This is a genomic window from Corynebacterium mendelii (assembly GCF_017307055.1).
Lineage (GTDB): Bacteria > Actinomycetota > Actinomycetes > Mycobacteriales > Mycobacteriaceae > Corynebacterium > Corynebacterium mendelii.
This window is the reverse complement of sequence record NZ_JAFLEQ010000011.1, coordinates 60,619-80,290: the sequence shown is the minus strand read 5'-3', so window position 1 is coordinate 80,290 and position 19,672 is coordinate 60,619. Positions and strand designations below refer to the sequence as shown.

Sequence of the window (19,672 nt, the reverse complement as noted above, 5' to 3'; positions counted from 1 at the left end):
GCTTTTTCAGTTCACCTCCCGGCAATCGATTCCGGGCTGTGTCCTGCTGCCGGACCGGTTGGTGCTGGTCGCGGTTGCGGCTGCGGTTTCCGACGGGGACGCCGACGGTTCACCGGTGGTGGTGGCCGATGCGGCGTCGGTGGGTTCACCCTCAGACGGTGCGTCGGTCGCAGTCGCATCAGCGGCGGTGGTCTCTTCTGTGGCGGGTTCTTCCCCTGTGGTTGTGGTCTCTTCCGCGGCGGGTTCTTCCCCTGTGGCGGTGGGTTCGCCTGTGGCGGATTCTTCCGCGGCGGTGGTCGCGGCACTCGGTTCAGTGGTGGTCGTTGCCGGGGTGCGGGTCACGCACACCGGCAGCGCCCGGTCGGCCAGCCGCTGGATTTGGGTGACAACCGTGTCATAGCTGCCGCCGGTGAGGGTGGCCACCGCCCCGCGGTCCGCGGCGGCGAGATCCGACAGGGTGAACAGGCTGCAGCCGTCCGGCAGAGCCGCGGCGTCGCCGTCGGCGGCGGCCGGATCAATCAGGGACACCCGCCCGGTGGTGTCCAGACAGGTCGCCTGGTAGCGGTGGTGCAAACTACGGCCGAACACCACCTGGTCGACACCCTGGTCAATGACGATCGCCTCGTTGTTGGTGGTCACGAAATAGTCGTTGGACAACCTGTCGGAGATCGCCCACCCCGCGGCGGCCACCACCAGCAGCACCACCGCCAGAACCAGCACCACCAGCGGGCCGCGGCGGGAGCGGGGGTTGTTTTTCCCGCTGCCGGGCCCGGCCGCCAGCGGCGGCGGGGCGGCAATGACGGGAAGATCCGGGTGCGGGCCATCAGGGGCGGGCGGGATTTCCCGCGGGGTGCGGGCCGCCAGTTCCGCGGCACGGCCCGCCGCCGTATCGGGGCGGGGTACTTCCGGGTCATCCGGGTTGATCGCCCCGACCAGCAGCGGGGTCACCGGCAGCGGATCATCACCGGCAGTCTCATCGTCGACGATGTCGGCGACAACGACAGTGATGTTGTCCGGCCCGCCGGCCTGCATGGCCAGCTCCACCAGCCGGTCGGCCGCGGCCTGCGGGCTGGGGGCCTGGTTCATGGCTGTTTCGATGGTGTCGAAACTGACCGGGTCACTCAACCCGTCGGAGCAGATCATGTACCGGTCGCCGACCCGGGGACCGAGGTTGGTCAGCAGCGGCTCCACGGGTCGGCCGGTGTAGGCCTTGAGCAGCATGGAGCGCTGCGGATGGTCGGAGACCTCCGCGGGGGTGAGGGAACCTTCCTCCACCATCTTCTGCACCAGGGTGTCATCGACGGTGATCTGCTCCAGCTTGCCGTCGCGCAGCCGGTAGCCGCGGGAATCACCGACATGGATCATCGCCAGTTCATCGCCGCCGAGCAGCAGGGCGGTCAATGTGGTGCCCATCCCGTCGGTGGAAGGATCATTGCGCACCCCGGCGGCAATGGCCCGGTTGCCGTCATCGGCCACCGACCCCAGAAGCGCCAGCATGTCGTTGTCGCCGTGATCGGCATCCAGTTTTTTGATCTGCTCGATCATCAGCGCGGAGGCCACTTCCCCGGCGGCATGGCCACCCATCCCGTCGGACAGCGCGATCAGATGGGGCCCGGCGTAGGCCGAGTCCTCGTTGTTGCGTCGCACCAGCCCCCTGTCGGAGCGGATGGCGTAGAAGAGTTTCACGCTCATGTCAGTCTCACCAGCGATTCGCCGATCAGAAATTCGGTACCGGCTGTCACAGGCCTTGATCCCGCAAGCGTCTGCCCCGGGGCCGGGTAGATGATGGTTCCGTTCTGGGAATTCAGGTCACGGGCCGACCAGCGGCCGCTGGCTTCCCGCGTGAGCTGCAGATGCTGCTGGGAGATGAAACCGTCCTGCGGCAATGAGACCTGGCAGTCGCGATCGCGGCCGATGATCACCGTCTGGGTGCCCTCGGCGGACAGCTGATGGTTCGTTCCGGCGTGCGGGCCGGTCAGCACCACCATTTCGGTGGGCTGCTTTTTGCTTCTGCCGCCCCCACCGCCGGTGGTGGGGGCGAAAGAAAACGACTTCCCCATGCCGACGACAGCGGCCAGCACAAACAGCCACACCAGTGCCAGAAGGGCGAATTTCAGCGCCAACAGCACGATGTTGGATTCCATATGTCAAGCTCCCTCGTCGGTAACGAAAGCCAAAAACGGCGGCCGGGCACTTCTGTGGTCTTCCCTTGTGCCCCGGCACAGACACCACACCCAGATTAGCCGAACAACCACCGCCGGCATGCCGACGCAGCTGCCGCAACAACCCGGCAGGCCGGGTGCGGGCGGACTTTTGACGGGCGGGCCGGTCTACATCCCGGTTTCACCGGTGATGCGCACTTCAATGTAGGAGTGGCCGATGGTGATGACATCCCCGTCGGCCAGCTGCCAGTTGTCAACGGGAATGTTGTTGACCATGGTGCCGTTTCTGGAGTGCAGATCCACCAGCACCGCATCCCGGCCGTCCCAGGTTATTTCGGCGTGCCGCCGGGACACCCCGGTGTCGGGCAGACGGAAATCGACATCACTGGCACGGCCGATGATGTTGGCGCCCTCCATCACCAGATATGTGCGGGAGGATCCGTCCTGCAACAGCAGTGTCACCGTCGGCGCATGTCTGACCGGTTCCGGCGGGTAGGCGCCCGTGGGACTGGCCGGGGCCGGCATGCCGCCGCCGGTGTGCCCGGGCTGGGCCGGGTGTCCCCCGGCCAGTCCGGCGGGACCCGCCGCCGGGTCGGCGGGATAGAGTCGCCCGCCCCGGTAGGTGGCCGCACCACCGTCAAGTGGCGCCTCCGGCACGGCCGGCCGACCCGGCACGGACGGAACCTGCCGGTGGTCACGCTGCGGCGGGGTGACGGCGGTGCCGCCGACCACTGTGCCGTCGGCGTCGATGAAAGCACTGGCGGCCGCGGGGGCGGGATCGGTGTGTGACTCACAGTTCAACTGGCCGGTCCGCAGCTTCGGGGATTCGACAATGCTGACCACCACGGCCCCCGCCCTGCTCCAGCCTTCGTTGCGGGCCAGACGCGACAGCATGTCGGCGCAGTTACCCGCCAAGCCGGGATTGACCGAGACCAGGTTGGCGAAATCTTTCGGCGACACCTGCGCCCGGAACACGTTGGGTACTTCGGTGCCGCCGGCACCCACCACCCGGTTGTGGGCCATTTCCTCGCACAGCGCCTGCTCAAACTCGCTGACAACGATTTTCCCGCCCATCAAAAAAGCGAAACTGTTGGTCATCCGCCGCTGCAGTTTACGGTCCATTCTCTGCAGTTTCTGATCGAAATTGGTGAAGTACTTGCGTACTGACACGTCGCGTTCACGCTCCTTTTGCGATCCCCGGCAGGTTATGGAAGGGACACCGGAATTCCCGGATGGGACAGTACCGACCGTCCACCGCCGCATCCGGTCATGGATTGATCTGTCAACGTTGCCGGGAATCTCCCGCACGGTGTTGCTGCGAAGTATAGGTGGCACAGGACCCGGCAACACAACACGCACGGCGGAAAAACCCGGCGAAATACGTGCCCGCGATCCCCGTTCCATCCCTCCCCCATGGCCTTCCACCTGCCAAAACATACGCTGATTTGGTGGTGGTGGGCATCTGCGTGATATGTTTTTAACCGCTCCACGCGGAGTCCAACACTCGGGCGAGTGGCGGAATGGTAGACGCGCTGGCTTCAGGTGCCAGTGTCCTTCTAGGACGTGGGGGTTCAAGTCCCCCTTCGCCCACAGCATGTGCACCACCCCGGCCGGAACCACTAGATGGTTCCGGCCGGGGTGTTTCACGTTGCCCTGAATCTTTGGGCCGGGATACGGGGTGCGGGCAAACCCGGCAGCTCGCACTGCCCGGTTCCCCCGCACCGCGGCGCCTGTTGATCAGGATCCGGCAGTGGCCCGGATCTTTGGTGCCGTCTACGGCAGCGGGCCTGCCAGCGGGAAGATGACGGTCTTCATCCATCTCACCAGCGCGGCATAGATATCGGAGTGCAGTGGGTTCCACCACGGCACCAGCTGCATCAGCGCCGGCCCGTAGGTCATGGCGGCAGCCGCACCGGTGGCGAGAACACCCACCACAGGTACCGCGGCCATGGTTGCGGCCATCAGCTCCACGGCCCGGTTGTCGGCCGGTGGCAGCGTGTCCCTGGGGGCGGGCTGTTGTTTTTCTTCCGGATTGTCCCGCCCGTCGGCGGGATCACTGTCACCGGCACCGGCCGGTTGACTATCCACCGGTTCCGGCTCACCAGCCGGTTCAATCTCCACCGGCTCACCAGCCGGTTCAATCTCCACCGGCTCACCGGCCGGTTCAATCTCCACCGGTTCCGGCTCAGCAGCAGCGGTGACAGTAACTGTCTGCGCATCAGCTGTCACGGTGGTGGTCGCCTTGACAGTGGTGGTGACTGTTTTAGGGGCAGCTGCCGGAGGGGTGACGGTCACGGTCTCTGTGGGCGGGGCCGGAAGTGTCGTGGTCACGGTCACCGGGGCGGGGGCCGGTGCTGTCACTGTGTGTGTCACCGTGGCAGGGGACGGCTCGGCCGGTTCCGGTTCGAGGAAGGTGGTCACCGTCGTCACCGGGGTTTCGGTGACCACGAGGGTCGTTGTCACCGCTGTCGGAACCGCCACCTCGGTTGTCACCGTGGAGGTCCGCGTCGCAGTTGAGGTGGCTGTCACCGTCTTCGTCGCGGTCGCGGTCTGTGTCACATGACTGGTGACCGGCCTGTCAACCGTGGTGGTGGCCGTGGTGGTCACCGGCCGTGGGGTCGTGGTCACGGTGATCGGCACAGGTTCCGGTGCGGTGGTGGTGGCCGTTGTCGTGGCCGTGGTGGTTTCGGTGACAGTGGCCGGAGTTGTGGTCACGGTTTCTGTCACCGGGACTTCCACCCTGGTTGTTGCGGTGGTTGTCTGTGCCGGCGGTGTGGTGGTCACCGTGGTGGTCACCGGGGCCGGGGTGTGGGTCACCGTGGCCGGTTCCGGGTGTTTGGTGATGGTTTCCGGCTGCTTGGTGACTGTTTCGGTCACCGGTGGCAGCGTCGTGGTGGAGGTTTCGGTGACGGTTGTCGGCGTGACCACTGTCGTTGTTTCCACCGGCGGTGTCGTTGTTGTTGTTTGCGTCACCGTGGCGGTGGTGGTCGTGGTGGATGTCGCGGTCACCGGGCTGGGGACGGGTTTGATCACCAGCGCTGCCGTGCCTTCGGCCGCCAGACGGATTTCGGTTTCTTTTTCTTCCCGGTCAACGGTGGCCCTGATGTGTCTGGTGAGTTCGGACCGGCCGGCCGGAAGGCTGGCGACATCGTATTCGACGACCGCCCGACCATCATCACCGGTGGTGGCGGTGGCCACGGCATCATCGTCGACGAAAAAACTCACCCGGACATCCGGCTGCGGATTGGTGTCGGCACCGGTGACTGTGGCAGCCAGCACAATGGTCTGTGTCTGGCCGTTGGAGACCACCGGGTGGCGCTCGTGGACGGTCACGCGGCGCGGGCTATCCGGTTTCGGCTGCGGCAGGACAGTGACGGTGTTGAAACCGTCACGGGTGGTGAAAGAGCGGGTTTTGTCCGCCGGGATGATCAACCGGGCTGTGACCGCATAGTCTTTTTCCACCTGGCCCGGGCCGATGGACGGCACCGTGACATCAATGGAGGCACTGTTGTCGGAGGAAACATCGTTCTGGCCGATCTGGATTCCGTCGGCGTAGAAACGGATGGCGCTGCCCGCGGGAAGGGGCGCATCATCATCGACGACAACCGTGGCCCGCAGGGGTACCTGCTGTTCACTGCCGTCGGAGACCACCGGTTCCACCCGTTCAACCGACACCGCGGTGTGGTGCACCACTGTCGGCGACACATCATTTTTCGGGGTGATCACCGTCAGTGTTTCCGTGGTCCGGGTCGGCCCGCCCTTCGGGGTGATCGCCCAGGTGGTTGTGAACTGCACGTGGCCGCGTTCCACATCGTCTGCTGTGACGGTGTAGAACGCAAAATCACAGCTTGCTTTGTGGCGGGCGCCGAAGGTGCCCCACCGGCAGTTTTTGCCTGTCGTGGTGGTGAAGGGGTCAAAGCCATCCAATTCGCTGCTGGAGGGAACAATATTGACCGGGTGCGGGGTGGGATTGTTGACCACAAAGCGGTAACGGATCTGCTGGCCTTCGGTGAGCACCTTCCCGGCAGTGCCGAGGACCTCCGATGTCACCGTCACCTCCCGGGAGACATCCCGCCCGCCGGTGACTGTGACGGTGAAGGAATCCTGCGCGATCTGGTAGCCGTTGGCCACCGACAGCAGGATCTTGTTCTTCCCGTCCCAGGCCTCGGCCGGGGTGCGGACAACCACCGGAATCGTGGCGGTCTCCCCCGGGGCGAGGGTGAGATTGTCGGCGGTGACCTCCCATCCGCTGGGGGCGGTAAAGCGCACCGGCTGATCGACGATGGCGCCGCCGACCGGGTTGGATACCGTCACCATTACCTCGCCCGACGAGTCGGCGGCAATGACAGTGTCGTCGGCTGTGGCCTGCATGCATGTTCCGCCGAGCCAGGCAAGATTGAACTTCGTGAAGTGGATGTTGTTGTGGGCGCCGTGGTTGTGGTTTTCCCACAGCACACCGACCGTGCCGTCGGGCAGGGTCGCCATTGACGTGTACTGGATGTCGTCGGCTTTGAACAGTTTGGCCACCGGCCAGGTCTGCCCGTCATCGCAGGACATGCGGATGGTGGCGTTGTTGCGGTTGCTGAAAGCCACCGCCCCGTTGGCCGTGTTCGAAAACAGCAGCACCTTCGATTTCGGTGATCCCATGGGCGCGTTGGGGAACAGGCGGATAATCGACGCATTGTTGTGCGGATCCGGCAGATTCGGATCCCCCACCGGGTCGGTGAAGGTGTCACCGCCGTCATCCGAATGGGAAATCAGGCGCACCCCCTGCCCACCCCGGGAGGAGCGGCTGTTGTCCATGATCCGCCCGTCCGACAGTTCGACCATTTTGTTTTCGTCACCGTGGTTGCCAAACAGCTCACCGGCCTGCCAGGTCTCGCCATGATCATCGGAATACCATGCCACATTGCCCCACTGGCCGGGACGGATGACCATCGCCGGTTGGATCAGCCGGCCGGCATGCGGCTCGTACTGCTTCTGGATGCCGTTGCCGGAGGTGGCGAAACGGGCGCGCCAATCGCTCTGGTTGGTGACGTCCCCGGTGATGACATGGTCGTATGTCCAGTTCAACCCGTTGTCGGTGGACTTGGCGTAGGCGGCGTGGATGACATTGCGGTCATCGGGGTCAGTGCCCTGCCGGGAGCCGCCGATACCGGTGTTGAAGGACTTGACGTGGAAGTTGAAAATGGTGCCGGTCTGCCAGTCGGTGATCACCGACGGATCGGAGTAGCCGAATTTCTGCCCGTGGTTTTGCCCCGGGGCGATTTCCACCGGATCCGTCCAGCTGCCGCCACTGTCGGTACTGCGCCGCAAAACAATGGAGTTGCCCTGCGGGGCGTCCTGGCAGTTGTGGGGGCGACCGTCGTAGCTGGCCAAAACCGTGCCATCTGTGGCCACACCGAGGGACGGAATGCGGTAGCAGTTGAATCCGTCATCACCCCCGTGGGCCAGTTCCACGGTCTCAAACAGCGGGTCAGCGGTCATATCGGGGTCAACGTCATAGCCCGCGGGGCCTGCGGCGAATTCCGGCGGCGGCGGATCACCGGGCGCGGCCTGGGCTTGCGGTACCCCTACTGCCGCAGCGCCCAAAGCCAGGGCGGCCAGGGCGGCTGTCACCGGCTTGAGCTTTGTCAACACAGTCATGGATGTGCCTTTCTGTCCTTGTCCGCGGCAGGAAAAACACCACTCCTCGGGCGGTGGTTCACCGGCCGCGAAACACTCGTCCGACGGACCCTATCGCGAAATAACCCACCCCCGGGGCGGTCGCCGACATAGCACCCACCCCAAAACTTTTTTCCCTCCCCGGCCCGGCCGTGGGATTATGTCCGATTACCCCACCAGCGGTATGGGCATATCTTTCCGGCAGCCCGTGGCAGCCCCCGCTACCGCCTGTTTCCGCTGCCCGGCGCACCGTGAGCACAAACACCCCGGCACCCGTACCGCAGCTGCCACACAGGAGAAAAAAGCACCATCGATACATCCGCGGGGGTGCGCTGGGTGGTACCGCCCCGAAAAAAGCAGCCGGGGCCGCGCCGCCGGCTATTCCACCGCCACCGACCGAAACGACGGCGCCGGATGCCGCCCGATACCGGCACACCCCACCGGACACCCGCCGCAGACCGCGCCAGCCGCCGGCCAAGAAGGGGTGGGAGCAACCCCACATGGCGGCTGGTTTTCATGCCCACCCACCCCTATCGGGGGCACCCGTCCATCCTCTTCTGGGGTTATCATCCGCGACTGGGGCAAAGAAAGGAAAAGTGTCATTGTGTCACTGCGACCCCGATACCGGTTAGGTAATCACAGACATAACTTTTGCCGACAGATGATAGGGAAATGCAGTGTAACGGTTATTTTCACGGTTTTATCCCCTTACCAAAACACCCCTCACGACCACCCCTTGGCGTGAATGTGTGACGCTCATAGTTTCCTGCGCATTTCCTTTCCCTCCCCCCGTTATGGGGTCGTGCGGATCGCCCGATGCCCACCACCGACAGTGACAGATTCCACAGTCACCGGGGGTAGTGGTTCAGGCGTTTTACGACAGGTGCGGGCCGGCAGCCGGCAGGCCCGGCCACAGCCGAGTGCACAACCGTCGTCCCGGTGGATGCGGGGTGCCGGCCGGGTCCCGCCCACCCGGCGCTGCCGGCTGCACTAGCGTGGATGAAACAAACCCCGACAGCGGGCCGGGGCTTGCGGTGTGTGTCACTTGTAGCCCACCCGCCCACCGATGAAATGGTGAGGACATCATGACTGAACGTTTTCCGGCCGGGCACGGTAGCAACCGGCGGCTGAGTGTGGTGATCCCCTGCCTTGATGACGCGGAGCTGCTGCGCAGGGCCCTGTCCGGATTTGCCCGCCAAACCCGCCCGGCCGATGAGATCATTGTCGTCGACAACGGCTGCACCGATCATTCCGCTGCCGTTGCCGCCTCCTTCGGCGCCCGGGTTGTCCCCGAGGCCCGGCGCGGCATCACTTTTGCCACCGGCACCGGTTTTTCCGCGGCCACCGGTGACGTGATGCTGCGCACCGACGCCGATGTGGTTCCCGGTCCCGATTTCATTGCCCGGCTGCACCGCACCTGGGATGCGGTGGACAGCCAGGCGGGTTCCGGCGGACGGGAAGTGGTGGCGGTGACAGGCTCCGGGCATTTCATGCTCCCCGACCCGGCCGGGAGGGTGTCATCGGCGCTGTATCTGGGGGCCTACCGGCGGTCGGTGGGTCTGGCGCTGGGACATCAGCCGATGTTCGGCACCAATTACTGCATCCGGAGGTCTTTTTGGGAGCAGGTCAAAGACACCGTCGATTTCACCGACACTGTCGTCCACGAGGACATGCAGCTGTCGTTTACCCTCACCCCCGATCAGACGGTGTGGCTGCAAAAAGATCTCGTCCTGGAGATGGATCCGCGTGCCCTTGTCGGGGCCGGGCAGATCGCCAGGCGTTTCTTGCGCGGCATGCACACCATCACGGTGAACTGGTCAAAGCAGCCGCCCTGGGTGCGTCTGGCCGAACGCGGCCGCCTGCCCGCCCCGCTGCGGCAGCTGGTTTAGTCCGCCGGAAAGACCACCGGTTGGCCCCCACGCCCGCAACTGTTACAGCGCCCGGCCCCGCCAATCCGACTAGCATCGGGAAATACGCAGGTACCCGGCCGGGAAGCTTGGTACAGTCCCGGCAGGTTTCGCCCCGCCTGCGGCGGCCCGCGGTGTGACGTGTGTGTTGCACATGTTTTTCCATTGCCGTTTTCTCCCGGGCCGACCACACCTGTCGCGTTAGCGGCGGAAAGGACACGTCATCCCCATGGCCACACCCCAGCACACGGATCCGTCACACACGAAGGTGGTGGTCATCGGGGCCGGCTGCGCCGGGCTTGCCACCAGTGCGCTGCTGGCGAAACTCGGCTATGAGGTGACCTGCATCGACCGTACCGACACCATCGGCGGGCGGGCGTTTTCCCTTGCCACTGATCAGGCGGAGGGATTTCGCTGGGATGCCGGCCCGTCGTGGTATCTCATGCCCGATGCTTTCGACCATTTCTTCGCCATGATGGGCACCAGCACCGACGAGCAGCTTGACTGCCCGATGCTGGATCCGGCCTACCGGATTTATCCGGAACACGGCGGGATGCTCGACGTCCCCAACGGCAAAGACAAAGTTGTCGGGCTGTTCGAGTCGATTGAACCGGGTTCCGGCGAGAAACTGCGCGACTATCTTGATTCGGCGGCCGACGCCTACGACATTGCGGTGCGGCGTTTCCTCTACACCACGTTCAGCTCTGTCAAGCAGATCGTCACCGGTGAGGTGGTGGCGAAATCTCCGCAGCTGGCGACGCTGCTGACCACCTCGATGAAAGATTTCGCCGAACGCTACGTCCACGACACCCGGCTGCTGCAGATACTGACCTATCCGGCGGTGTTTTTATCCACCCGGCCGTCGGCGGCCCCCAGCCTGTACCACCTGATGAGTCACGCCGATCTCACCCAGGGGGTGCGCTACCCGATGGGCGGGTTTACCGCGGTGATGGACTCGATGCACCGGCTCGCCGAGCAGCACGGGGCCACGTTCCGGCTGTCCACCGAAGCATTGGCCATCACCACCACACCGTCAGCCGCACCCTATGCCGGCCCGCTGCAGCGGGCCGCCGACCGGCTCGGCCGGATTCCCGGCCCGTGGTCCCGGCTGCGCCACCCGGTGGCCGATGCCACCGGGGTCAGGGTGCGCAGCGCCGACGGTGCCATTGTGCATCTGCCCGCCGATATTGTGGTCAGCTGCGCTGATCTGCACCACACGGAAACAGCGCTGGTGCCCGCCGGGTACCGGACGTTTCCCGAGTCGTGGTGGGGCAGCCGGGATCCGGGCCCGTCGACGGTGCTGGTCTATCTGGGGGTCAAAGGTCAGCTGCCGCAGCTGGCCCACCACACGCTGCTGTTCAGTGATGACTGGACCACCGATTTCCGTATCGTCTACGACCGTATCGGCGACGGTCTGCCGCGCAGCAGTTCGATCTACATTTCCACGCCCTCGAAAACCGACCCGGGGGTGGCCCCGGACGGCCACGAAAACCTGTTTGTGCTCATCCCGGTTCCCGCCGACCCGAATCTGGGCCACGGCAGCGTGTTTTCCGGCACCGGCTCGCCCCTGGTGGAAGATATCGCCGATGCCGCGATCGCCCAGATCGCCCAGTGGGCCGACATCCCCGACTTGGCCGACCGGATCGTGCACCGTTTCACTGCCGGCCCGGCCGATTTCGCCGACCGCTACCACGCCTTCCGCGGCGGCTCGATCGGGCCGGCCCACACCCTGGCCCAGTCGGCTTTTTTCCGGGGCGCCAACCAGTCGGCGCGGATCGGCAATCTGTACTATGCCGGCGGGACCACCGTGCCGGGAGTCGGGATTCCGATGTGTCTGATCAGTGCGGAAAACGTGGTGAAAAGACTGCGCGGCGATCTCACCCCCGACCGGCTGGAAGAACCACTGTCGGCACCCCCCGGCGGGCGCGCCGCGGCGGGACGCTAGCGACCCCGCGGGAACAGCCATGCAGCCGTTGAGTTACCTTGTCTGTGTTCTTGCCTCCACCGGCGCGATGGTGGCCTGCGACTACCGGTGGAAACTGGCGTTTTTCCGGCAGCCGAAACGGGCTGCGGCGCTGGTCGTGGCACTGGTGGCGGTTTTTCTTCTCTGGGACAGCGCCGCCATTTTCTGCGGGGTGTTTTTCCGCGGCGACTCCCCCTGGATGTCAGGTATCGAGCTGTTTGACGACATGCCCCTGGAAGAGCCGTTTTTCCTGCTGTTCCTTGTCTATCTGACCATCAATCTCACCGCCGCGGCCCGCGCGCTGGTCGCCCGGGGCCACCGGATCCCCGGCACCCGCGGCGGCACTGACAGCGGGGCGGACCGATGACCTATTTTCTTCTCAGCGCACCGTTTGTGGTGGTGGCCGGATTGCTGTGGTGGCGGGCCCGCCACCGGATGGCCCACCAGCCGGCTGTCACCGGCCTGGTGATTGCCGCCCTGACGGTGCTGACGGTTATTTTCGACAATCTCATGATCGCCGTGGGCCTGGTCGGCTACGCCGGTGAACACAACTCCGGGATCACCATCGGGCTGATGCCCGTCGAGGATCTCACCTACCCGCTGGTGGCCGCCCTGGTGGTCACCGGTTTCTGGCCCTGGAAAGGAACCCGCCGGTGACACACCCCACCACCCGCACCAGACAGTGGCTCCACGCGGTGGCCGTTGTCATCGGCGCCTCCCGGCCGATCAGCTGGATCAACACCGCTTTCCCCTTCGCCGCGGCCTACCTGTTGACCGGCGGCGGGATCGACTGGCGGTGGGTGTGCGGCACCCTGTTTTTCCTCGTCCCGTACAACATCGCCATGTACGGCATCAACGATGTCTTCGATTTCGAATCCGATATCCGCAATCCCCGCAAGGGTGGGGTCGAGGGCACCGTCACCGACCGTGTCCACCACAGGCTGCTGTTGACTGCTTCGGCGGTGACCACCGTTCCTTTCCTGGTGCTTCTTCTGGTGGGCGGGACCTGGGCCAGCGGCGTCTGGCTGGTGGTCAGTTCACTGATGGTGCTGGCCTATTCGGTCAAGGGCCTGCGGTTCAAAGAAAAACCCTTCCTTGATTCGGTGACCTCCGCCGCGCACTTTGTCACCCCGGCTCTGGTGGGCGCCACCATGACCGGCAATCCGGTCGGCAGCTGGTTCATCTGGTCGATGGTCGCGTTTTTCCTGTGGGGCATGGCCAGCCACGCCCTGGGGGCGATCCAGGATGTCACCGCCGACCGGGCGGGCGGCCTGGCCAGTATCGCCACTGTCACCGGGGCAGCCAACACCGCCCGTCTGGCCACCGCCTGGTATGTGCTGGCCGCCCTGATTTTGCTGTTTCTTCCCTCCCCCAGTTTCATCGCCGCCCTGGCGGTGGTGCCCTATGCGGTCAACTCCGGCCGGTTCATGGGGCTGGCCGATGACAACTGCACCCGGGCGCGCAGCGGGTGGCGGGTGTTTTTGCTCTACAACTACCTGGCCGGGGCCATCATCACCATCACCATGCTGGCGTCCACCATCGGCTAGATCACCGCATCCGCACTCCGCGGCAGAGACATCCCCCGCCCCGCGCATCGTCTGCCACCGACACCACCGGCGGAGTTGCTGCCGGGCGTGCTCCCGGGCCTACCCCACGCGGTGTCCGGGGCCTGCGGGGTGGCCTGCCGCGGCTGTGGTTTTCAGCAGGGGTTTTCGGCACGGCCGGTGACGCTGTCATCGACCATGCCCCCACGGCCGGCACAATCCCCGGCGGCACGTGCCCACCTTTGTCCTGCCGACCGGTTAAACGCCCCGGCGGCGCCCTCGCGGGCATGCCGGAGCCGGCCCGCCGGGCGTTGTTTTCGGCCGCCGGGGCATCTGCCGGGGAAAACACACCGCCACCCCACCGGTGGGCCGGGGCGGCGGCGTTGGCGGTGGGGTGGCGGGGAAAGACTATCCCGGGGTGCCGGGGCTGTGTCAGCCGATTTTGTTCAGGTAATCCTGCCGGTGCTCCCGAACAAAACGCACCCACGGCTCCCAGGTGTGCAGCCCCTGGGAGGGGTAGTAGCGCACCGCAACCCCGCCGGCCCGGGCTTTGTTGACGAAACTGTCGGTGGCGATCCGGATCAGTCTCTCCCCGACGATCGACTGGATGACAGCTGTCGGCGGCGGGAAATGATCCTGCGCCGGTTTCGACCCGTCACCGGCGTAGACCATCACATCCAGTCCGTGCAGCGCCGGGATTTGGCGGGCCGGATCCATTTTCGCCATATTCGACGAGAACCCGGACGAGCCGTACAGTTCCCACAGCTGGCCGCCGCCGAACAGGGAGGCGGTGATCTGCACCATTGTCAGGTAGAGCAGACTAGTGAAAATCGTCGGGTCAATGAACCCGGACAGGGCGGTGGTCTGGACGAACTGGTCTTTGTGGCGGGCGGCAATCGTCAATGCGGGAAGCGCCCCCATGGAGATCCCCAGAATCGAGTTGCGGTGCCGGTCGACCCCGAAGTTGGCTTCCAGCCAGCCGGGCAGTTCGGCGGTGAGGAAGGTTTCCCACTGGATGATCTGCACCGGCGGGATACCGCCGGAATCATTCGATGACACTCCCGACGACAAGGGCTGCCCGGCCATCGCCCAGTCGGCGTAGAACTGTCCGCCGCCGCCACCGGGCATAATCAGGTTGATGTTGTCGTCGAGGAAGATTTCCATCGCCGGGGTGCGGGCCCAGTAGTTGTCGTCTTTCGGCGCTTCCAACCCGTCGAGCATGTACAGGCCGCCGCGGCCGCCGAATTTCGACGGCTGCACCAGCACCGGGATATGCCGCTGGTTGGCATCCGACCACACCCAGCATTTCTGGATCCAGTGGCCGTGCACATCCCAGGAGCAGCCGGGCCGCAGCCAGTCCCGGTTTCCGGCGGCGGCTGCCTGCGGCATGCCGCCGAGGGCGACCGCCAGGGCCACAAGCGCGGCGATGACAACACTCAGGCGGCTGCGGGTTGTTCCGCCTTGTGCGCGGGTTTTTGCCATGTGTTCCTATCCTTTATGCGGGGAGTCTGGTTCGGGCCGTCGCGGCAATACCGAACCCCACCAACAATACAACTTTCACCCCACCAGTCACACAAATAAACACAATTCACATGAGTCTGTGCCGGTGGGTGTACCCCCCTATCCGCGGCCGTCCGGCCCGGTGTTACATCCCGGCCCCCGTCAGCTTCCGGTGGGCGGTGCGCCCCGCCCCCGGCCCGCCGGGGCCAGGGGGCGGGATTATTTGATCGCTTCCCAGCGGGCCAACGCCTCGGCGCGTTCGGCCGCATGGTCGACCAGCGGTGCCGGGTAGGCGGCGGGCAGATTCCGCTGGGCGTGGATATCGGCCGGCGCCACCCCGGCGAGTTCCGGCACCCACCGGGTGATGTAGGTGGCCTGCGGATCGAATTTTTTGCCCTGGGTCTGCGGGTTGAAGATCCGGAAATACGGGGAGGCGTCGGTGCCGGTTCCGGCACACCACTGCCAGGAGTGCTGGTTGGTGGCCGGATCAAAATCGATGAGGGTGGCGGCGAAATAGTCGGCGCCGTCCTGCCACGGCAGGTGCAGGTCTTTGGTGAGGAAACTGGCGGCCAGCATCCGCACCCGGTTGTGCATCCACCCGGTGGCGTTGAGCTGCCGCATGCCCGCGTCAACGATGGGGAAACCGGTGCGTCCCTGTGCCCAGGCGGTCAATTCCTCCCCGGAGGTGTTGAGCGCCATGGCGTTGAATTTCGGGTTGACGTTGCTGTGTTCGGTCTCCGGGCGGCGGAAAAGGACATCGGCGTAAAACTCCCGGAACGCCAGTTCGCGGGTGTAGGCCAGGCAGTCGTCGGCCCCGGCCGGGCCGCTGCCGATGGTGGCCAGCATTTCCCGCGGATGGATCGCCCCGATGGCCAAAGCCGCACTCATGCGGCTGGTGCCGTCGACGGCCGGGATATCCCGGCTGTCGCGGTAGCCGGGCAGACGGTGGCCGATGAACTCCAGCCAGTCGTCCCACACCGGATCGTCACCGCGGCGCGGCAGTTCGCCGTGCACCGGGTCGGCCCCGCAGCCCTGCCAGGCGTTGAAAAACGGGGTGTAGACCTTGTAGCCGGTGCCCGCACCGGTTGTCAGGGTGCCGGGCGGGATCGCGTAGCGGGTGTCCGCCGATTCCAGGACCGACCCGCCCAACCGGTCGGCGACGCGGCGGTCGCGCCGCAGCCCGGCCGGACTGTGGTCGGCGGTGACATAGACTTTCACCGGCCGCAGCGCGGCCAGCACCTCCCCCGGGTCACCGGCGGTGACCCTGATGGTTCCGGCCAGCCGCCGGTCGTGGGTGTTGAGCCAGCGCAGCCGGTTGTCGATCAGCTGTGTTTGCGCCGGGTTGGTCGCCGGGTCGGTGATATAGACAATCTCCAGCGGGCGGCGGGAACTGGCCGCCAGCTGCCGGCCGGCATCCAGGGCCGGATGGTCATGGCTGCGCAGATCCTGCCGCAGCCACACCACCACGGGACGGTCGCAATCTGAGGGGCACACAGGTCGGTTGACACCGGCTTTCACCGCCGCCGGGGCGGATGGTTCTCGGCGGTGGCGGGCCGGGAACACAACCGGCGCCGCCACCGTTTTTTCACGGAGGCTCAGCGGAGGAAATGTTTGGCCAGTTTCAGGCCCTTGGTCATCGTGTCGGCGAAGGTGTTGCCGGTCCAGTCCTCCGGTTTCTGGGAGAATGAACTGATAAAACGCTGTTCGGCGACGGTGCGTTCCTCGGTGAAGGAAGTCAGACCGGTATCGCCGTGGCGGCGGCCGATACCGGAAATCTTCCAGCCGCCCATCGGCGCGTGCACCGACCCCCACGCCGCGGCGTAGCCGTCATTGATGCCGACGGTGCCGGCATGCATGTGCTGGGCGAGTTTCCAGGCCTGGGCGCGCGGCCCGAAGATCGACACGTTCAGCCCGTAGTCGGTGTTGTTGGCTTTCTCGATCGCATCGTCGATGGAGTCGATTTGCTCCAGATAGACGACGGGACCGAACACTTCCTCGCTGCCGAGGATCATCTGGTCGGTGATGCCCTCCAGGACCGTGGGCGCATAGAAACTGGGCCCCAGGTTCGGCAGTGCATGCCCGCCGGTGAGCAGCACCGCGCCTTTATCCACCGCGTCCGTGACGATTTTATCCATCCGTTCGACTTGTTCCGGGGCGTACAGGCATCCCATGTCAATCTCCCAGGAGGATCCGGCCCCGACCGCCATGCTTTTCACGTCGGCGACGAACCTGGTTTTGAATTCGTCGTAAATATCTTTGTGGACGAGGATTCTCTCCGAGGAAATGCACATCTGCCCGGCAGAGGAAAACGCCGCCCGCCGGGCGCCGCGGATGGCGCGTTCCATATTGCAGCCGGGCAGCACAATCATCGGGTTTTTCCCCGACAGCTCGGCGGTGTAGCCGACCAGCCGCTCCCCGGCCTTGGCCCCCAGGACCCGGCCGGTGCTGGTCGAACCGGTGAACATCAGATAGTCGCAGTTTTCCGCGATGGCCTGGCCCACTTCGATGCCGTGGCCGGGAAGCACGTGCAAAAGACCATCGGGAATACCGGCTTTGAGCAGAAGTTCCGCGGCCGACAGGGCGGTGTGCGGGGTGCGTGAATCCGGTTTCAGGATCACCCCGTTGCCCGCGATCAGGGCCGGGATGACATCGGCGACAGCGAAGCTGAGCGGATAGTTCCACGGGGCGATGAAACCGACCACGCCGACGGGGGCGCGCTGCACCACGGTTTTATGGATGATCGGCAACGGGCCGCGCACCCGTTTCGGCCGCAGGAGTTTTTCCGCGGTGAACCCGTAGTGGCGGGCGGTGACCGCCACGTCGAGGACTTCCTCGAACGCACCGGCCCGGTTTTTCCCGGTTTCCGCCTGGATGATGTCCATCAGCCGGGACTGGTTGTCGAGCACGTAATCGTGCATCCGCTTGCCGATTTTGGCCCGCTTGCGCACCGGCACTGCGGCCCACTCCGCCTGGGCCCGGCGGGCGCGGGCGAACGCCGCGACCACGTCGTCGGTGTTGTGGGCGGCAAGGGTACCGACCACCCGGCCATCGACCGGGGAGTGGACAACAATGTCGGGAAGTGAACTCATCATCAGCCTCATCGGGTAAGAAACCTGGGGTGCCCGGGGCAACAACAGGTGCAGCCACCGGCACAGCGGTGGCCGCACAGTTTTGCTCATTGCCGGGCGCAGGTGCGCGGAAAAACGTCAAAAACAGTGCAACGGCAGGTGCAAGGTGTGGCACGCCATGGGTCACGGACCCCGGTGGAACGGATGCGTCACCACCCGCGGCCGGGGGCAACCGGCGGGTTTGCTCACCACCCACAGCCCGAAGCACACCTGTTGGCGGTCATTCTACTCTTTCCCCACCGGCCCGTGCACCGGCGAAGACAATTATCCGCCCCGGCAGACGCACCGGCCCGGGGGCGCCCGGCCGACGGGATGCACCGGGCCGCTTTTTCCGCGCCTATGGTGGTGGCCATGGAATGGACCCAACATGCCCATGCCGCCGATGCGGTGGCTGATTTGTGCGCCCGCTACGAGCGGGCGGTGGCCACCGCCCGCGGCATCGTCTCCGGCAGCCGGGCGGCCGGGGCCGATGACTGGCGGGCGGTCACCTACCCGACACTGGCCGTCGATGTCCGATCCTGGCAGCCCATCGACCGCACCGAACCGTTCGGCTATGTCGACCGTCCCGGCCGCTACCAGGCGACAGTGTCACGCCCGGCGATCATGGCCGACTATTTCACCACCCAACTGTCGCGGCTGTGCGCCAACTATCCGTGCAGTATCTCCGTCGGGGATTCCGGGGTGCGCATCCCCCCGGAATACCTGGATTTGTCCGGTATCGACGACGCCGATGCCACAGTGGCCCGGCTGCGCAGCCGCAGCGGCGGTGGAGCCGACCCGATTCCGCGGCCCAGTCTCGACGATGTCGATGACGCCATCATCGACGGGGCGTGGGCCGCGTTCCACGGCGGGCAGATGCCGCTTTTCCATTTCACCCCGCAGCGCTTCGACATCGCCTGCGAAAGGATCAGCCACTACACCGGCATCCCCGCCGACGGGGTGCAGAAATACATTTTGTTCACCAACTATGCGATGCACACCCGGGAGTTCGTCGATTTGGCACTGGCCCGGCTGACCGACCCGGCAAGCCGCTACACCGCTCTGGTGCTGCCGGATGCGACCACCATCACCCGGCGGCAGGCCGCACAGGTGTGCGCCGCGGACCTGGATACCGGATCAACCCGGCAGATGCCGCGGTTTGATCTTGTGGCCGACGCCAACACCGGCATCACCATGATCAATATCGGGGTCGGGCCGTCCAATGCGAAAACCATCACCGACTGTTTGGCGGTACTGCGCCCGGAATGCTGGATCATGATCGGCCACTGCGCCGGGTTGGATGCGCGCATGCGCATGGGGGATTTGATTCTCGGCAACGCCTACCAGCGCCGCGACCATATTCTTGACGAGCACATCGCCCAATCGATTCCCATCCCCGCCGTCCCGGAGGTGCAGCGGGCACTGGAAAAATCGGTGCGCCATGTCTACAGCTCCGGCCAGCAGCTGATGCGGACCGGCACCGTCATGTCCACCGACGACCGGAACTGGGAGTGGAATTCCCGCCACCGCATGTGGGAGCTGCTGCGCGGTTCGACGGCGGTGGCCGTCGACATGGAATCAGCCACGCTGGCCGCCAACGGCTACCGCTACCGGGTGCCCTACGGAACCTTGCTGAGCGTGTCTGATCTGCCGCTGCATGATGTGCCGAAACTTCCTGCCGCAGCCCAGTCTTTCTACGCTTCGTCGAAACAGGCCCATGTGCAGTGCGCCATGCACGCGGTGGAGAAACTGGCGAAAAAACCGTCGAAACTACACACCCGGAAACTGCGCCGCACCATCGCCGAGGTTCCCTTCCGGTAAGCCG

The 19,672-nt window shown here is 65.4% G+C and carries 13 protein-coding genes and 1 tRNA gene; 7 read left to right on the top strand and 7 right to left on the bottom strand.

Features of this window, described 5'->3' with window-relative positions; genetic code table 11:
• Positions 1–6: 6 nt before the first annotated feature.
• The 3 genes from JZY06_RS06910 to JZY06_RS06900 form a co-directional block, all read right to left on the bottom strand.
• Entirely contained in the window at positions 7–1,692 is a 1,686-nt protein-coding gene (locus JZY06_RS06910) for a PP2C family protein-serine/threonine phosphatase (RefSeq protein ID WP_207278824.1), read from the bottom strand.
• Positions 1,689–2,144, bottom strand: coding sequence for an FHA domain-containing protein (locus JZY06_RS06905; protein WP_207278823.1), 456 nt, complete (start codon positions 2,142–2,144; stop codon positions 1,689–1,691). The genes JZY06_RS06910 and JZY06_RS06905 overlap by 4 nt, the downstream gene beginning before the upstream one ends.
• A 186-nt stretch (positions 2,145–2,330) precedes the next feature.
• Positions 2,331–3,332 carry a DUF3662 and FHA domain-containing protein gene (locus JZY06_RS06900; protein WP_377769083.1) on the bottom strand — a complete coding sequence of 334 codons (1,002 nt, stop codon included), beginning with the start codon at positions 3,330–3,332 and terminating at the stop codon, positions 2,331–2,333.
• A 336-nt stretch (positions 3,333–3,668) separates the two neighbouring features.
• Between JZY06_RS06900 and JZY06_RS06895 the strand changes: the two genes are divergently transcribed.
• Positions 3,669–3,752 (top strand) — tRNA-Leu (locus JZY06_RS06895).
• A 183-nt stretch (positions 3,753–3,935) separates the two neighbouring features.
• Here the strand turns inward: JZY06_RS06895 and JZY06_RS06890 are convergent.
• On the bottom strand, positions 3,936–7,808 hold the full coding sequence (locus tag JZY06_RS06890; protein WP_207278822.1) for a sialidase family protein: 3,873 nt from the start codon (positions 7,806–7,808) through the stop codon (positions 3,936–3,938).
• 1,103 nt (positions 7,809–8,911) lie between these two features.
• Between JZY06_RS06890 and JZY06_RS06885 the strand changes: the two genes are divergently transcribed.
• From JZY06_RS06885 to JZY06_RS06865, 5 genes are all read left to right on the top strand, one after another.
• Complete coding sequence (locus tag JZY06_RS06885; RefSeq protein ID WP_207278821.1) at positions 8,912–9,715, top strand: glycosyltransferase family 2 protein; 804 nt, start codon at positions 8,912–8,914, stop codon at positions 9,713–9,715.
• A gap of 247 nt (positions 9,716–9,962) precedes the next feature.
• Positions 9,963–11,678 (top strand): phytoene desaturase family protein, encoded by a 1,716-nt coding sequence (gene crtI / locus JZY06_RS06880; protein WP_207278820.1) that lies wholly within the window; start codon positions 9,963–9,965, stop codon positions 11,676–11,678.
• Between the two features lie 19 nt (positions 11,679–11,697).
• Positions 11,698–12,063 carry a lycopene cyclase domain-containing protein gene (locus tag JZY06_RS06875; RefSeq protein ID WP_207278819.1) on the top strand — a complete coding sequence of 122 codons (366 nt, stop codon included), beginning with the start codon at positions 11,698–11,700 and terminating at the stop codon, positions 12,061–12,063.
• On the top strand, positions 12,060–12,353 hold the full coding sequence (locus tag JZY06_RS06870; RefSeq protein ID WP_207278818.1) for a lycopene cyclase domain-containing protein: 294 nt from the start codon (positions 12,060–12,062) through the stop codon (positions 12,351–12,353). Before JZY06_RS06875 ends, JZY06_RS06870 begins: the two co-directional genes overlap by 4 nt.
• On the top strand, positions 12,350–13,243 hold the full coding sequence (locus tag JZY06_RS06865) for a prenyltransferase (protein ID WP_330617168.1): 894 nt from the start codon (positions 12,350–12,352) through the stop codon (positions 13,241–13,243). The genes JZY06_RS06870 and JZY06_RS06865 overlap by 4 nt, the downstream gene beginning before the upstream one ends.
• Positions 13,244–13,672: 429 nt before the next feature.
• Here JZY06_RS06865 and JZY06_RS06860 read toward each other — a convergent pair whose 3' ends face one another.
• The 3 genes from JZY06_RS06860 to JZY06_RS06850 form a co-directional block, all read right to left on the bottom strand.
• Positions 13,673–14,722, bottom strand: coding sequence for an alpha/beta hydrolase (locus tag JZY06_RS06860; RefSeq protein WP_207278817.1), 1,050 nt, complete (start codon positions 14,720–14,722; stop codon positions 13,673–13,675).
• 237 nt (positions 14,723–14,959) lie between these two features.
• On the bottom strand, positions 14,960–16,234 hold the full coding sequence (locus JZY06_RS06855) for a cryptochrome/photolyase family protein (RefSeq protein WP_330617167.1): 1,275 nt from the start codon (positions 16,232–16,234) through the stop codon (positions 14,960–14,962).
• 101 nt (positions 16,235–16,335) lie between these two features.
• On the bottom strand, positions 16,336–17,829 hold the full coding sequence (locus JZY06_RS06850) for a succinic semialdehyde dehydrogenase (RefSeq protein WP_207278816.1): 1,494 nt from the start codon (positions 17,827–17,829) through the stop codon (positions 16,336–16,338).
• Positions 17,830–18,219: 390 nt separating this feature from the next.
• On the opposite strand from JZY06_RS06850, the gene amn reads away from it, so the two are divergent.
• Positions 18,220–19,668 carry an AMP nucleosidase gene (amn, locus tag JZY06_RS06845; protein ID WP_207278815.1) on the top strand — a complete coding sequence of 483 codons (1,449 nt, stop codon included), beginning with the start codon at positions 18,220–18,222 and terminating at the stop codon, positions 19,666–19,668.
• The last annotated feature ends 4 nt before the right edge of the window (positions 19,669–19,672 follow it).

Coding starts and splice junctions, on each gene's coding strand:
- JZY06_RS06910 (WP_207278824.1), bottom strand. CDS start 1,692: ATGAGCGTGAAACTCTTCTACGCCATCCGCTCCGACAGGGGGCTGGTG.
- JZY06_RS06905 (WP_207278823.1), bottom strand. CDS start 2,144: ATGGAATCCAACATCGTGCTGTTGGCGCTGAAATTCGCCCTTCTGGCA.
- JZY06_RS06890 (WP_207278822.1), bottom strand. CDS start 7,808: ATGACTGTGTTGACAAAGCTCAAGCCGGTGACAGCCGCCCTGGCCGCC.
- JZY06_RS06885 (WP_207278821.1), top strand. CDS start 8,912: ATGACTGAACGTTTTCCGGCCGGGCACGGTAGCAACCGGCGGCTGAGT.
- crtI (WP_207278820.1), top strand. CDS start 9,963: ATGGCCACACCCCAGCACACGGATCCGTCACACACGAAGGTGGTGGTC.
- JZY06_RS06875 (WP_207278819.1), top strand. CDS start 11,698: ATGCAGCCGTTGAGTTACCTTGTCTGTGTTCTTGCCTCCACCGGCGCG.
- JZY06_RS06870 (WP_207278818.1), top strand. CDS start 12,060: ATGACCTATTTTCTTCTCAGCGCACCGTTTGTGGTGGTGGCCGGATTG.
- JZY06_RS06860 (WP_207278817.1), bottom strand. CDS start 14,722: ATGGCAAAAACCCGCGCACAAGGCGGAACAACCCGCAGCCGCCTGAGT.
- JZY06_RS06850 (WP_207278816.1), bottom strand. CDS start 17,829: ATGAGTTCACTTCCCGACATTGTTGTCCACTCCCCGGTCGATGGCCGG.
- amn (WP_207278815.1), top strand. CDS start 18,220: ATGGAATGGACCCAACATGCCCATGCCGCCGATGCGGTGGCTGATTTG.